This is a genomic window from Mycobacterium sp. MYCO198283, assembly GCF_021213805.1.
Lineage (GTDB): Bacteria > Actinomycetota > Actinomycetes > Mycobacteriales > Mycobacteriaceae > Mycobacterium.
In genome coordinates, this window is the sequence record NZ_JAJQJI010000001.1 from 440,537 (window position 1) to 454,709 (window position 14,173).

13 protein-coding genes are annotated in these 14,173 nt (G+C 72.5%); 6 read left to right on the top strand and 7 right to left on the bottom strand.

Going from position 1 to position 14,173, the window contains the following annotated elements; all coding sequences use genetic code 11:
• Positions 1–96: 96 nt before the first annotated feature.
• The 6 genes from LV457_RS02170 (at position 97) to LV457_RS02195 (ending at position 6,510) form a co-directional block, all read left to right on the top strand.
• A complete protein-coding gene (locus tag LV457_RS02170; RefSeq protein WP_374198696.1) occupies positions 97–1,731 on the top strand; it encodes an SMP-30/gluconolactonase/LRE family protein in 1,635 nt (544 codons plus the stop codon).
• On the top strand, positions 1,728–2,465 hold the full coding sequence (locus tag LV457_RS02175) for a GntR family transcriptional regulator (protein ID WP_232168718.1): 738 nt from the start codon (positions 1,728–1,730) through the stop codon (positions 2,463–2,465). The genes LV457_RS02170 and LV457_RS02175 overlap by 4 nt, the downstream gene beginning before the upstream one ends.
• Before the next feature lie 2 nt (positions 2,466–2,467).
• Positions 2,468–4,000 (top strand): AMP-binding protein, encoded by a 1,533-nt coding sequence (locus tag LV457_RS02180; protein WP_232168720.1) that lies wholly within the window; start codon positions 2,468–2,470, stop codon positions 3,998–4,000.
• 13 nt (positions 4,001–4,013) lie between these two features.
• Entirely contained in the window at positions 4,014–4,790 is a 777-nt protein-coding gene (locus tag LV457_RS02185) for an SDR family NAD(P)-dependent oxidoreductase (protein WP_232168721.1), read from the top strand.
• Positions 4,787–6,253: a long-chain fatty acid--CoA ligase gene (locus tag LV457_RS02190; protein ID WP_232168722.1), complete on the top strand. Its 1,467-nt coding sequence runs from the start codon at positions 4,787–4,789 to the stop codon at positions 6,251–6,253. Before LV457_RS02185 ends, LV457_RS02190 begins: the two co-directional genes overlap by 4 nt.
• A gap of 65 nt (positions 6,254–6,318) precedes the next feature.
• Positions 6,319–6,510 carry an SRPBCC family protein gene (locus tag LV457_RS02195; protein ID WP_232168723.1) on the top strand — a complete coding sequence of 64 codons (192 nt, stop codon included), beginning with the start codon at positions 6,319–6,321 and terminating at the stop codon, positions 6,508–6,510.
• Between the two features lie 4 nt (positions 6,511–6,514).
• On the opposite strand, the gene LV457_RS02200 is transcribed toward LV457_RS02195, so the two are convergent.
• The 7 genes from LV457_RS02200 to LV457_RS02230 all read right to left on the bottom strand — a co-directional run bounded on the left by LV457_RS02200 (position 6,515) and on the right by LV457_RS02230 (position 14,145).
• On the bottom strand, positions 6,515–7,327 hold the full coding sequence (locus LV457_RS02200) for an HAD family hydrolase (RefSeq protein WP_232168724.1): 813 nt from the start codon (positions 7,325–7,327) through the stop codon (positions 6,515–6,517).
• Positions 7,328–7,359: 32 nt separating this feature from the next.
• On the bottom strand, positions 7,360–8,799 hold the full coding sequence (locus tag LV457_RS02205) for a mannitol dehydrogenase family protein (RefSeq protein ID WP_232168725.1): 1,440 nt from the start codon (positions 8,797–8,799) through the stop codon (positions 7,360–7,362).
• Between the two features lie 181 nt (positions 8,800–8,980).
• Entirely contained in the window at positions 8,981–9,799 is an 819-nt protein-coding gene (locus LV457_RS02210) for an inositol monophosphatase family protein (RefSeq protein ID WP_232168726.1), read from the bottom strand.
• Between the two features lie 3 nt (positions 9,800–9,802).
• Positions 9,803–10,888 carry a hypothetical protein gene (locus LV457_RS02215; protein ID WP_232168727.1) on the bottom strand — a complete coding sequence of 362 codons (1,086 nt, stop codon included), beginning with the start codon at positions 10,886–10,888 and terminating at the stop codon, positions 9,803–9,805.
• Between the two features lie 178 nt (positions 10,889–11,066).
• The gene (locus LV457_RS02220) at positions 11,067–11,507 is read right to left on the bottom strand and encodes an SRPBCC family protein (RefSeq protein ID WP_232168728.1); all 441 of its coding nucleotides are present in this window, start codon (positions 11,505–11,507) and stop codon (positions 11,067–11,069) included.
• A complete protein-coding gene (locus LV457_RS02225; RefSeq protein ID WP_232168729.1) occupies positions 11,508–11,753 on the bottom strand; it encodes an antitoxin in 246 nt (81 codons plus the stop codon). It lies immediately after the preceding gene.
• A 19-nt stretch (positions 11,754–11,772) separates the two neighbouring features.
• The gene (locus LV457_RS02230) at positions 11,773–14,145 is read right to left on the bottom strand and encodes an HAD-IC family P-type ATPase (RefSeq protein WP_232168730.1); all 2,373 of its coding nucleotides are present in this window, start codon (positions 14,143–14,145) and stop codon (positions 11,773–11,775) included.
• Positions 14,146–14,173: the final 28 nt, after the last annotated feature.

The window sequence follows — 14,173 nt, forward strand, 5'->3', positions numbered from 1 at the left end:
GAGCATGATTCTCAATGCTTGCAGCGCAGTCAAGAGGCTGCAGCGTTTCGGCCAAACTTATTGTCTGGACCAAGAGCCGTTGCTATCGTCCCGCGGGTGGCCACCGACACCGCCTTCGCCGCGCCGCCCCCCAGCCGGTATCCGCTCCCCGTCTCGCCGCGCACCGCCGACGGGTGGACCCTTCGGCGCCTGACGCCGCCGAGCCGGCTGTTCGGCGCCAACGGGCTGCGCACCGGCCCCGACGGCCGCGTCTACGTCGCGCAGGTGACCGGCAGCCAGATCACCGCGCTCGACATCGACACCGGCGCGCTGGAGACCATCAGCCCGAAGGGCGGTGACATCGTCGCGCCCGACGACGTGGCCTTCGACCCGCGCGGCGACCTCTACGCGACCGAGGTCATGGACGGCCGGGTCAGCGTGCGTGACCGCAGCGGCCACACCCGCGTGCTGCGCGGCGACGTGCCCTCGGCCAACGGCATCACCTTCCACAACGGCCGGCTGCTGATCGGCGAGTGCCGCGAGGGCGGCCGGCTGCTCGAGCTGCCGCTCGACGGCGGGGAGCCGCGGGTGCTGCTGGAGAACGTGCCGTCGCCGAATGCCATGGAGGTCGGGCCCGACGGGTTGCTCTATTTCCCGGTGATGGGCGCCAACGAGATCTGGCGGATCGACCCCGACGCGCCCGGCGCCCCCGAAACGGTCGCCACCGGCCTGGGCGTCCCCGACTCCGTGAAGTTCGACGCCGACGGGTTCATCGTGTCGACGCAGGTGGCCACCGGTCAGGTGCTGCGGATCGACCCGCGCTCCGGCGAGCAGACCGTGCTGGCGCAGCTGACGCCCGGGCTGGACAACCTCACGATCGCGGACGGCCGGCTGTTCGTCTCCAACTTCACCGGCCAGATCACCGAGATCGTCGCCCCGGGCGAAACCCGCACGACGCTGCCGGGCGGGTTGAACTGGCCGCTGGACCTGACGGTCGGCGACGACGGCGCGGTGTACGTCGCCGACGGCACGTACTTCTACCGGCTGGCCGCCGACGGATCGCTGCAGACCGTCGGCATGCTGTTCTCCCCCGGCTATCCCGGCTTCGTGCGCGGCGTGGTGGCGTCGGGCCCGGGCGAGTTCCTGGTGGCCACCTCGGGCGGCCAGATCGCGCGCTACCGGCCCGCCGCCGCCGAGAGCGACTTCCTGGCAACGGGTTTCGACCAGCTGTACGGCATCGACGTCGGGCCGCGCGGCGAGGTGGTGTTCGCCGAACTGGGCACCGGCCGGGTGCACGCGCTGGGCGGCGCCGGGGAGGTCACGACGCTCGCGTCCGGGCTGGCCGATCCGGTCGGTGTCGCGTTCGGTCCCGACGGCGCGGCGCTGGTCGCCGAGTCGGGCGCCGGGCGCGTGGTGTCGCTCGCCGGCGCGGCGCCCGAGCCGATCGTCGACGGGTTGGAGCGGCCGCAGGGGATCCTGGTCCGCGGCGACGAGCTGTTCGTCGTGGACGCGGGCTCCCGCGAAGTGCTGCGGGTGTCGCTGTCGGCCGGAACGCGCGAGACCATCGCCGCCGGCCTGCCCATCGGCCCGCCGCCGGGCGTGGAACCCAAGCCGCTGCTCGGCATGCCGCCGTTCTCCGGTCCCCAGGGCCCGTTCGCCGGCATCGCCGCCGGACCCGACGGCACGCTCTACGTCGCCGCCGACGGCGACGGCAGCGTGCTGGCCCTGCGCCGCGACACCGCCCGCCCGTGACCGTCACGCCCACCGACCACCGGTATCTGCAGGTGGCGCGGGAACTCCGCAAGGACATCGTCGACGGGGTCTACCCGGTGGGCTCGCAGCTGCCGACCGAACACGAACTCTGCGAACGCTTCACCGTCAGCCGCTACACCGTCCGCGAGGCGCTGCGCCGGCTGCGCGACGACGGCCTGGTCACCTCCAAGCCGCGGGCGGGCACCACGGTGGTGCCCCGGCCGACCACCAATTCCTACGCCCACGACGTGGTGTCGATCGACGACCTGCTGGCGTTCGCGACGGGTGCGCGGTTCGAGATCGAGACCCACGCGATGGTCACCGTCGACGCCGAGCTGGCTGAGCGCACCGGGCTGCGGGTGGGTTCGGAATGGCTGGCGGTGCGGGGCTACCGGCGGATGGCCGACGCCGACGCGCCGGTGTGCCGCACCGAGTACTACCTCAACCGGGCGTTCGCCGCGGTCGGGCGGCTGCTGCCGCGCCACACCGGGCCGATCTTCCCGCTGATCGAGGACATGTTCGGGATCAGCGTCGTCGAGGTGCGCCAGGAGATCGGCGCCGTGCTGCTCGACGGTGAGCTGGCCGAACGGCTGCACGCCGCGGACGGCAGCGCCGCGCTGGCGATGCGCCGCACCTACGTCACCTCCGAGGGCGACATCGCACAGGTCACCGTCAACACCCATCCGTCGGCGCGCTACCGCTACTCGATGACCATGCGGCGGGTGCGGAGCTGACCGTGTCCGTCCTGCTGAGCGAGGCGCTGCACGCCGCTGCCCGCGACACCCCCGACCGGACGCTCGTCGTCGACGGTGACGTCCGGCTGGACTGCGCGACGCTGCACCGGCGGGCCTGCGACGTGGCGCACGCGCTGCTGGCGCGGATGCCGGTGGGCAGCGTCGTCGCGTTCATGCTGCCGAACTGGCACGAGGCGGCGGAGTTCTACCTGGGCGCGACCCTCGCCGGGATGGTGGTGAACCCGATCCTGCCGTCGTTGCGCGACCACGAGCTGCGGTTCATCCTCGACGACGCGTCGGTGCGGCTGATCGTCATCCCCGCCGCGTTCCGCGGCCACGACTACGCCGCGATGCTCAGCCGCGTGGTCGCCGAGCTGGACTCGCCGCCGGAGGTGGTGGTGGTGCGCGGCGACCCCGGTCCGCACCTGGGGTTCGGCTCGCTCGGCGCCTCGCACCGGCAGCGGGCGCTGCCGCGGCTCGACCCGGCGGCCGTCCGGATGCTCATGTACACCTCCGGCACCACCGGCCGGCCGAAAGGCGTTCTCCACAGCCATGATTCGATCGGCGCGCTGATCGCGCAGCTCGGTGAGCACTGGCACGTCGCGGCCGGCGACGCGTTCTGCGTGCCGTCGCCGATCGCCCACATCGGCGGGTCGATCTACGCCTTCGAGTGCCCGCTGCTGCTGGGCACCACCGCGGTCTTGATGGACCGGTGGGAGCCGGCCGCCGCGGTCGAGCTCATGACGCGGCACCGCTGCACCCACATGGCCGGCGCCACCCCGTTCCTCGACGGCCTGCTCGCCGCGACCACCGCGGCGGGCACGCGGCTGCCCGACCTGAAGGTGTTCATCTGCGGGGGCGCGTCGGTGTCGCCGTCGCTGATCCGCCGCGCCACCGCGGCGTTCGAGCGCGCCATCGTGACGCGGGTGTACGGCTCGACCGAGGTGCCCGTCACCACCGTGGGCGTCACCGACCGCCGCGGCGACCCGCACGCCGCCGACACCGACGGCCGACCCGGTGTCGCCGAGATCCGCATCGTCGACGGCGAGATCCGGGCGCGCGGACCGCAGATGCTGCGGCGCTACGCCCAAGACGAGGACAACCTCGCCGCGTTCGACGAGCACGGGTTCTTCCGCACCGGCGACCTCGGCCGCTGGGTGGACGGCGACTATCTCGTCGTCACCGGCCGCGCGAAGGACATCATCATCCGCAACGGGGAGAACATCTCGCCCAAGGAGGTCGAGGACCTGCTCGTCGGCGAGCTCGGTATCGCCGAGGTCGCGGTGGTCGGCGTGCCCGACGCGCGCACCGGCGAGCGCGCATGCGCGGTGGTCGTCCCCGCGCCGGGCGCACCCGGCCCGGACGTCGCCGCGATGCGGGCGCACCTGGCCGAGCGCGGCGTCGCGACGTTCAAGGTGCCCGAACGCGTCGAGGTCTGGGATTCGCTGCCGAAGAACGACGCCGGCAAGGTGCTCAAACACCGGATCCGGGACGTGCTGGTGAAAGGAACCCGGGCGAGCGAAGCGACGGGATGACGGGAGACATGACATGCAGGTAGCGATCGTCACCGGGGCGAGCAGCGGCATCGGATTCGGCTGCGCGACCATGCTCGCCGAGGCCGGCATGGCGGTCCTGGGGACCGGCCGCGACACCGGCCGGCTCGCCGAGCTGGAAGCCGCGATCGGAGATCCCGAGCGCGTGGCCACCGTGGCCGTCGACCTCACGGCCGACGACGCGCCCGCCCGGATCGTCGACGCCGCGATGTCGCGGTGGGGCCGCATCGACTACCTGATCAACAACGCCGGCGTCGGCAGCCCGAAGCCGCTCGGGGAGACCGACGACGCGTCGCTCGACCACTTCCTCGGGCTGATGCTGCGAGCACCGTTCCGGCTGACCCGCGACGTGTTGCCGCACCTGGCGCCCGGCTCGGCGATCATCAACGTCACGTCGACGTTCGCGGTCGTCGGCGGGCTGCGGGGCGGCGCCTACTCGGCCGCCAAGGGCGGGCTGACGGCGCTGACCATGCACATCGCCTGCCAGTACGGGGCCGCCGGCATCCGGTGCAACGCCGTCGCCCCCGGGGTGACGCTGACGCCGATGGTCGCGACCCGGCTCGAAGACGAGCGGTTCCGCAAGATCAACACCGAGATGACCCCGCACCAGCGGCTCGGCACCGTCGCCGACATCGCCGCCACGGTGGCGTTCCTCTGCTCGCCGGGCGCGGAGTTCATCAACGGGCAGACCATCGTCGTCGACGGCGGGTGGAGCTCGACCAAGTACCTGTCCGAGTTCGCGCTGACGTCCGAATGGGTTGGGCGCCCGTGAACCTCTTCGCGCTGCTCGACCAGGCCGCGTCGCGGTTCGGCGACCGCGGTGCGGTGTTCTCCGGCGAGCGGCAACTGCACACCTGGGCGCAGCTGCGCGACCGGGCCCTGCGGCTGGCCGGGTCGCTGCAGTCGCTGGGCGCCGGCGCGCGGATCGCCATCGCCAGCGAGAACCGGCCCGAGATCGTCGAGCTGATGTTCGCGGCGTGGGCGGCCGAATGCGTCGTCGTCCCGGTCAACTTCAAGCTGCATCCCCGGGAGATGGCGCAGCTCCTCGACGACGCCGACGTCGCGCAGGTCTTCGCGTCGCCGAAGCTGGCGCCCGGGCTGTCGTCGGTGACGCGCGCGCCGGTGGACACCGTTGCGACACAGGCATATTCGGCCCGGCTGGCGTCACCGCCGGCACCGCCGCCGCGAACCACCGACCCGGCGGCGTTGGCGTGGCTGTTCTACACCAGCGGCACCACCGGGAAGTCGAAGGGCGCGATGCTGAGCCACCGCAACCTGATGGCGATGACGGTGGCGCACCTCGCGGACTTCGACGCGCCCGACGAGCACTGCAGCCTGGTGCACGGCGCACCGATGTCGCACGGCTCCGGGCTCTACATCCCGCCCTACGTGCTGCGCGGCGCCCGGCAGGTGATCCCGGCGTCGGCGGCATTCGAGCCCGACGAGTTCCTCGACCTGTGCGAGCACCATCCCGGCTGCAGCGCCTTCCTCGCGCCGACGATGGTGGCGCGGCTGGTGCGCACCGGACGGCCGCGGCCGGCGCAGCTGCGCACGATCGTCTACGGCGGCGGCCCGATGTACGTCGACAGCCTCAAAAAGGCGCTCGCCGCGTTCGGGCCGGTGTTCGTGCAGCTCTACGGCCAGGGTGAGGCGCCGATGACGATCACCGGGCTGCGCCGGGCCGACCACGTAGACGCCGATGACGCCGTCCTCGGCTCGGTGGGGTATGCCCGCTCGGGCGTCGACGTCGCGGTGCAGCGGGCGGACGGCTCGATCGCGGACACCGGCGAGATCGGCGAGATCGTCTGCCGCGGGGACGTCGTCATGGCCGGCTACTGGCGCAACCCCGACGCGACCGCCGCCACGCTGGTCGACGGCTGGCTGCGCACCGGCGACATGGGGTCCTTCGACGAGCGCGGCTACCTCACGCTGCGCGACCGGTCGAAGGACGTCGTCATCAGCGGCGGCAGCAACATCTATCCGCGCGAGGTGGAGGAGGTGCTCGTTACCCACCCGGGCGTCGTGGAGGCGTGCGTGGTGGGAGCGCCCGACGAGGAGTGGGGCGAGGTGGTGGTCGCCTACATCGTGGGGACGGCCTCCGCCGCGGAGCTCGACGCGCACCTGCTGGAGCGGATCGCCCGATTCAAGCGGCCCAAGCGCTACGTGTACGTCGACGAGCTGCCGAAGAACAGCTACGGCAAGGTGCTGCGCCGGGAGCTCCGCGCGCGGGTGTGAGGGACCTACCGACGCTGTTCGGCCGCCGCACGCCGTCGGCTACACGCACTGACGTCACGGGCCCGATGGCGGCGCTGATCGCCCGGGTCGACGGTGAGTGGCGCTTCGACACCGCCGACAGCGGAACCCGCGTCACGTGGCAGTGGTCGATCCACCCCCGCAACGCCGCGGCGCGGCTCGCGATGCCGGTGTTCGTGCGGCTGTGGCGCGGCTTCGCGCGCCAGTCGCTGCCCGAGCTGGGCCGGCAGCTGAGCTGAGCGGTCACCGGACCAGCAAATCCTGCAGCTCCCACCACGATTCGACGACCGCGCACGCCCCGGCCGCGCGCAGCTGCGCGGTGCGGTCGGCGCGCTCTGCGGGTGGCACGAACATCACGTTGCCGACGGTCGGGAAACCGGCGCCGGCCGCCGACAGCGCTCCCGGCACCGAATCCTCGATCGCCAACCCCTCCTCGCAGCGCAGCCCCATCACCCGCTGCGCCTCCCGGTAGATGGCCGGGTCGGGCTTGCTGGTCGGACGGGGCAGCGAATCCTCGGCGCTGAAGCGAACCTCCGGCGGGATGAGCGCATCGAGCCCGGCGGCCGTGAAGCACGCCGCCAGCCGCTTCGTCGCGCTCGAGCTGACGGCGATCAGCCGGAAGCGGCTACCCAGCACCCGCAGCGGTCCGGACACCTCCGGATCCGGCGCGAGGGCGCTGCCGAGATGGTCGGTGACCGCGTCGCGCTCGCGCGCCACCCACTCCTCCAGTTCCGCCGCGCAGAGCGCGCGCCCGCCCGCGAGCTCCTCGTCATCGGCGATCACGGCGTCCGGGCGTCCCGCCGCCAGCGCCCGCTCCACCGGTACGCCGCCCGCGATCACCAGGTCCATAGCGGTGCTGCGGAAGTTCTTCCCGGTCGTCCCGTTGCGGAGCCCCTCAGCGGTGCGATCCCCGGCCAGCCCGAACCGCTGCAGGAAGCGGTTGGTGACCCCGACGGAGGCCTCGAACGCCGGCTCCTCGGACGGGAACAGGTTGCCGTCGGCGTCGCACAGCAGGACCTTGAGGTCCGACAGGTCGATGTCGCGGAAGTGGTGCACGGGTTCTCCTGGTTCTCGCGGTCGGACGGTGATCACGCCACGGTGGTGAGGACATCGTCGGTGTGGCGGCGGAGTACTTCGGCCATGCCGAACCGGTCGATGTCGGTCAGCATCGCCGCCACCGTCTCGGCGAAGTCGTCGTCGGAGGTGAGGTCGCCGAAGATGTCGCGCAGCGCCAGCAGCGGCTTCGGGTTCCGCTGGCCGCGCTCGGCCAGCGGGCACAGCTGCTCGGCGCGCGGGTCTTGGACGTCGAGCGGGTTGCCGTGCGCGTCATACCCTCGCAGGTAGCGCAGCCACGCCGCCACCGCCAACGTGAGCAGCCGGTGCGGCCGTCGCCGGGACCGTGCCTCGGTCAGCGACGGCAGCAGGTAGGACGGCATCTTCGTCGAGCCGCGGGCGGCCAGCCGGGACAGCTCGTCGCTCATCCGCGGATTCGTCAGGCGCGTCATGGTAGTTGCGCAGTACTCGGTGACGTCCCACCCGGTTACCGTGGGAAGGAGCGGGGCGATCTCCTCCGACATCAGCTGCCGCACGTAGCGGTGGATCGACGGATCCGCCATCGCCTCGTTGAGCACCCGGTAGCCGGCGAGGATGCCGACATAGGAGACGGCACAGTGGATGCCGTTCAGCAGGCGCGTCTTGATCAGCTTGTACCCCGCGACGTCGGCAACCATCTCCACGCCCACGTCCTCCCACGGTGGCCGGCCGTTGCAGAAGTCGTCCTCGATCACCCACTGGGTGAACGGTTCCGTCAACACCGGCCACCTGTCGGCGACGCCGAACTGCTGCTCGATCTCGTCGCGTTGCTCCGGCGAGGTCTTCGGTGTGATCCGGTCCACCATCGTGGACGGGAACGTCACGCAGCGGTCGATCCACCGCGACAGCTCCGGATCGTGCAGCGCCGCGAAGGACACCAGCGCCTCGCGCGCCGCAGCACCGCTGCCGGGGACGTTGTCGCACGACATCACCGTGAACGGCGGCGTGCCCGCTCGTCGCCGTTCGTCGAGCGCTGCGCACAGCAGCGCCCAGGTGGAGCAGGCTTCGCCGACACCGACCTGCTGCGCTTTCACCGACGCCCGCTGCGGGTCGAACGTGCCGGTCGCGGGGTCGAGGCAGTAGCCGTCAGCGGTGATCGTGAGGCTGACGATGCGGGTTCGGGGGTCGGCGAGGGCGGCGTGGACCTCCGCCGGCGCGTCCGGGGCGTACAGGTAGCGGCACATGGCACCGACCACCCGGGCGCTGTCGGTCTCCGGACCTCGCTCGACGACGGTGTAGAGGCAGTCCTGTGCGGCCATGACCTCCTTCATCTCCGGTCGGTGCAGACCGACGCCGACGACTCCCCAGCGTTCGGCGCTGCCGCGCCTCGCGAGGTCGTCGTAGTACATCCCCTGGTGGGCTCGGTGGAATCCGCCGACGCCGATGTGGACGATCGCCGGGACGAGCGCCGTCCGATCGTAGGTGGGCACCGCCATTCGATCCGCGAGCAGATGCAGGGTCTCCTCGGACAGCGGGTTACCGGCAGAGGGTGAGAATCGAGACAACGGGGGCAGCGCTCCTGGAGGTCAAGACAACGGGAGCGCCGCTGTTCACTGGCGTCCCGATGGACGGGCGCTAGTGCTGAACGCTGGTCGGGGGTACCTGCGACCGGTCGATTCAAACCTGGTAAATCGGCTGCAGCACCTGACGCAGCGACGCCCACAGCTGCGGACCGGCGGCCAACACGTCCCCGCCGGCCGGCCACGTTCCGGGCGTCGGGCCGCTCAGGTCGCCGACCGTCCCGCCGGCTTCGCTGACCAGCAGGACGCCCGCGGCGCAGTCCCACGGTTGCAGCCCGGGCGCCCACACCGCGTCGACGCGGCCGGTCGCCAGCTGCGCGAGGGCGCACGCCGCACTGCCGCCGCGGCGCACGTCGCGCACCCGCGGCACCAGGGCCGCGACCATCGCGCCCGCCAGCCCGCGCTGATCGTCGCGGCCGAAGTTGACCTCCACCAGCGACTCCGAAACCGGCCGCCGCGTCTCGGCCGCCGTGCGGTGCTCGCCGCTGAACGTTCCTCCGCCCGCCGCGGCCACGGTCATGCGGTCGAGCATCGGTTCGGCGACGGCGCCGGCCAGCACCGTCCGGTCCGCGGACCGGACGGCGGCGACGCTCACCGCCCAGTCGCTGCGGCCGTAGAGGTAGTTGGTCGTCCCGTCGATGGGGTCGACTGCCCACTGCACGGCCGACGTCCCGGCCGTGGTGCCGCCTTCCTCGCCGAGTACGCCGTCTGTGGGCCGCAGCTCCGCCAGCACCGCGCGAATGGCCTCTTCGGCGTCGCGGTCCGCGCGGCTGACCAGATCACGCGGGCCGGTCTTCTGCTCGATGCGGAGCGACGACGCCCGCCGGCGCCACGCCATGGCGACCTGCGCGCCGGCCGCTGCGGCCGCCCTGGCGACGGCGGCCAGCTCGTCCGCGAGAGGCGGGTGCTGGGCCATCGGCTACCGCGCCAGCCGGCGCGGCGTGCAGCCGACGAAGTAGAGGTAGGCGCCCGCCAGCAGCAGCCACGGCACCACGCCCAGCAGCGGTCGCGGAGCACCGCCCAGCCACAGGACCGCCAGCAGCGCCGCCACGCCCGCCGCCAGCCACCCGGTGCGCCGCCGGCCGCCGGCGACCAGGAGCGCGGTGGTCACCACGCCGACGGCGACCGCAGCGATCGCCTCGGCCGGCGGGCACGGACCGCACAGCAGTCGCCCCGTCACGGCGGCGGCCGCTCCGGCGACGAGCGTTGCGGCGTTCCAGGGGGCACTCGGCGCCGTGGGCCGCTGCAGCGGCGCCCAGTCGCGCAGGTCGCCGTCCGGCGACGGATGCGGGGGCAGCCAGCGCACCAGCGCCAGCAGGTGCTCGCGCGCGTGATCGGCACGGGCCCGCCACGACAGGCGGCCGTCGCGCACCGTGGCGAACGCCGTCACCTCTACCGCCCACCGGCTGGTGACGAACGCGATGCCGAAGGCCCACAGGGTGATCGCGGCCGCGACGGCCAGCGCGGGACGGGCGGGCAGGTCGACCGCCAGCGCCAGCCCCGTCAGCCCGCGCACCGCGTAGCCGGCGCCCACCGTCACCCACAGCAAGGCCACGCCGGGCGACACCGGTGCTGCGGGTGCGCCGCTACGGCCGGTCGCCGTCGACCGCAGCGTCTCGTAGGCGACGGCGACCGCGAGGACACCGACAGCCGCGAAGGCGAGGATGCCCGCCAGCTGCAGGGCCGGGAACATCACCACCAGCAACCCGGTCAACGTCAGTCGCGCGGCGATCACCAGCCAGCTGGCCGCGAGCGAGCCGCGCCCGTCGGCCGACCTCGCCGGCAGCCGGCCCCGTTCCCGCGCCGCCGGGTGGCGTTGATCCGCCGCGAACCCCCGGATGTCGTTCCACTGGTAGCGCGCCGGGTAGATCAGCAACTCCACGGCGATCCACACCACAACCGCCCGCAGCAGCGCGGTGCCGGAGACCTCCCCGACGCTCAGCAGCCCGCACCCGAACGTGACCGGGATCAGCCAACCCTTGACCAGGTCTTTCGGCCTGGGCATGAGCAGGTAACCGGCCAGGCTGCGCCCGGCGCGGCGCGGGTGCCCGGCGCTCGGCCGCAATCGCTCAGTCGATTTCACCGCCGCGGGGTTCCCAGCGGCCGCGCCCGCAAACCCGGGCGCCGAGACACGGTTGGCGGCGTGAATCAGGCAAACCGCGGCAAGAACGGTGTCCTCGGCGTCAGGCCGCGGGCGCGAACACCGCCTTGAAGTTCTGCAGGGACTCGGCGATGTCGCCCTTGAGCGCAGCCGCCACCAGGTGGCCGATCGGGCCGAAGAGCGCGGGCCCGCCCAGATGGATGTCGAACTGCACGGTGGAGCCGGTGGGCGCCGGCTTGACCTTCCCGATCAGCTTGATCTTGACCCCACCGCGCCCGTCGCCGTTGAGCGTCATGGCCTCCGGCGGCTTGAAGTGCACGATGGTCCACCTGACGCGGTTCAGCATGCCTTTGACCTCGACGATCGACTCGATGACCGTGCCCTTGTCGAGGGTGTCGGGCAGCGTGCTCCGCCACACCCGGTGGATCGTCAGCCACTCCTTGTAGCGCTTGAGGTCCGATGCGGCCTCCCACGCCTGCTCCGGCGGCAGCGGGACGTCGACGGATACCGAGATCTTCGCCATCTACGACGTGGGCGGCGCCGTCGGCGGGGCGGGCGGCTGCCCGGGCGGGGTCAGCGGGTTGTTCGGCTGCGGCACCTGCGTGTCGTTGCCGAGGTTCTTGCGCGCGGCGTCCTGCACCTTGTCGACGTGCTGCGCGTACTTGCCCTGGGTGCGCTTGTCGACCAGGTCACCGACCTTCTCGATTGCGCTGTTGGCCTTGTCGGGGTTCTTCCGCAGCCAGTCCTTCGCCTTGTTGAGGAAGCTCATGGTTGCCCATTCTCACGATTCAGGCGGCCCGCCACAACCGCCGGCGCTCGCCGAGCACGGCGCCCTGCACCCACCACAGCACCTCGATGACCGCCGCGGCGGCCACGCCGATCAGCAGCGCCCGACCGGTGATCACCGGATCCGACGGGTCCAGCAGGAACGTGCGCTGCGCGAGCGGAAGGGTGAACAGGACGACGTAGGCCAGCGCCGACGCCGCGACCAGCGCCACCCGCCACCACTGGTAGGGCCGCGCGACGACGGCCAACACCCACACCGCCGCCACCAGCAAGGTGATGAGCGCCGCGGTCGAGGCCTGCAGCTGCTGCTGCGCGGTCGCGCCACGCCCCTGGTAGGCGGCGAGATAGGAGACGAACGTCGCGACGCCCACGACCGCACCCGAGGGCAGCGCGGCCGTCATCACCCGCCGCACGAAATTCGGCTGCGCGCGTTCGGCGTTCGGCGCCAACGACAGGATGAAGGCCGGGATGCCGATCGTGAACCAGGCGGCGATGGTGACGTGGATCGGCTGGAACGGATAGGGCAGCGGGTCGGACCCGAACACCTGCGACGCCAGGCCCGCCAGCCCGACGAAGAGCGCCAGCAGCACCGAGTACACCGTCTTGGTGAGGAACAGGGTCGACACCCGCTCGATGTTGCCGATGACGCGACGTCCCTCGCCGACGACGTAGGGCAGCGTCGCGAACCGGTTGTCCAGCAACACGATCTGCGCCACGGCCCGCGACGCGGAACTCCCCGATCCCATCGCGACGCCGATGTCGGCGTCTTTCAGCGCCAGCACGTCGTTGACGCCGTCGCCCGTCATCGCCACGGTGTGGCCGCGGGACTGCAGGGCGTGCACCATCGACCGCTTCTGGTCCGGGCGCACCCGGCCGAACACCGTCGCGGATTCCAGCGTGTCGGCGAACGCCGCGTCGCCGTCCGGCAGCCGGCGGGCGTCCATCGGGTCGCCGCGCAGCCCGAGCGTGGCCGCCACCGCCGCCACCGACACCGCGTTGTCGCCGGAGATCACCTTGACCGACACCTGTTGTGACGCAAAGTAGTCGAGCGTGTCGCGGGCGTCGGGGCGGACCTTCTGCTCCAGCACCACCAGCGCCACCGGGGTGACGGCGCCGGGCGCGCCGGGGGCGTCGACCGGGAGGTCGGAGCGACCGAGCAGCAGCACCCGCAGCCCGCGGGCGCCGATGGCCTCGGCCTGCGCTGCCGCCGGTGACGCCGGGTCGAGCAGCACGTCCGGCGCACCCAGCACCCAGCTGCCGTGCCCGTCGAAGGTCACGCCGCTCCACTTGGTGGCGGACTTGAACGGGGCGGTGGCGGTGGGCGTCCACCCCGGCGCGGGCCCGCACGCGTCGGCGATCGCCGCCATGCTCGCGTTCGGCCGGTCGTCGGCGGCCGCCATCGCCGCCAGCGCTGCGGTGGCGTCGTATCCGGCGTCGAGTGCGCGCAGCTCGCACACGCGCAGCCCGGTCTCGGTCAGCGTCCCGGTCTTGTCGGCGCAGACGACGTCGACGCGGGCCAGCCCCTCGATGGCGGGCAGCTCCTGCACCAGGCACTGGCGCCGGCCGAGCCGGACGACGCCCACCGCGAACGCGATCGACGTCATCAGCACCAGACCCTCGGGCACCATCGGCACCAGCGCGCCGACCATCCGCAGCACCGACTCGCGCCAGCCGGCGCCGGTGGTGAACAGCTGGGTGTAGATGATCAGCAGCCCCGCCGGCACCAGCAGATAGGTGATGAACCGCAGGATCGCGTCGATGCCGCTGCGCAGCTCCGACTGCACCAGCGTGAACCGGCTCGCCTCCTCGGCCAGCGCGGCGGCGTACGCCTCGCGGCCCACCCGGGTCGCCCGGTAGGCGCCGCTGCCCGCCACGACGAAGCTGCCTGACATCACCGGGTCGCCGGTGTCCTTCGCGACGGGGTCGGCCTCACCGGTCAGCAGCGACTCGTCGACCTCCAGGTTTGCGTGCTCGACCACCTCGCCGTCGACCACCACTTGGTCGCCCGGACCGAGCTCGATGACGTCGTCGAGCACCACCTCGCTCGGGGCGAGCGCCCGCGTGCCCGAGCGGCGCCGCACCGTCGGGCGGGCCTGCCCGACGATCGCCAGCGCGTCGAGGGTGCGCTTGGCCCGCAGCTCCTGGATGATGCCGATGCCGCTGTTGGCGACGATCAGCAGGCCGAACAGCCCGTTGATCAGCGACCCCGTGGTCGCCACGATCACCAGCAGCACACCGAGGATCGCGTTGATGCGGGTGAACACGTTGGCCCGCACGATGTCCGACGTGCTGCGACCGGCCCGCGTCGGGACGTCGTTGCCCCGGCCGTCGGCGATGCGCTGCGCGACCTCGGCGTCGGAGAGGCCGGCGGTCATGGCCGGGTCAATCGCTCGACACGCGGGC

What these genes read in the sequence shown, in the direction of transcription:
- LV457_RS02185 (WP_232168721.1), top strand. Translation starts at nt 4,014, where the DNA reads ATGCAGGTAGCGATCGTCACCGGGGCGAGCAGCGGCATCGGATTCGGC.
- LV457_RS02195 (WP_232168723.1), top strand. Translation starts at nt 6,319, where the DNA reads ATGGCGGCGCTGATCGCCCGGGTCGACGGTGAGTGGCGCTTCGACACC.
- LV457_RS02205 (WP_232168725.1), bottom strand. Translation starts at nt 8,799, where the DNA reads ATGGCGGTGCCCACCTACGATCGGACGGCGCTCGTCCCGGCGATCGTC.
- LV457_RS02210 (WP_232168726.1), bottom strand. Translation starts at nt 9,799, where the DNA reads ATGGCCCAGCACCCGCCTCTCGCGGACGAGCTGGCCGCCGTCGCCAGG.
- LV457_RS02215 (WP_232168727.1), bottom strand. Translation starts at nt 10,888, where the DNA reads ATGCCCAGGCCGAAAGACCTGGTCAAGGGTTGGCTGATCCCGGTCACG.
- LV457_RS02220 (WP_232168728.1), bottom strand. Translation starts at nt 11,507, where the DNA reads ATGGCGAAGATCTCGGTATCCGTCGACGTCCCGCTGCCGCCGGAGCAG.
- LV457_RS02225 (WP_232168729.1), bottom strand. Translation starts at nt 11,753, where the DNA reads ATGAGCTTCCTCAACAAGGCGAAGGACTGGCTGCGGAAGAACCCCGAC.
- LV457_RS02230 (WP_232168730.1), bottom strand. Translation starts at nt 14,145, where the DNA reads ATGACCGCCGGCCTCTCCGACGCCGAGGTCGCGCAGCGCATCGCCGAC.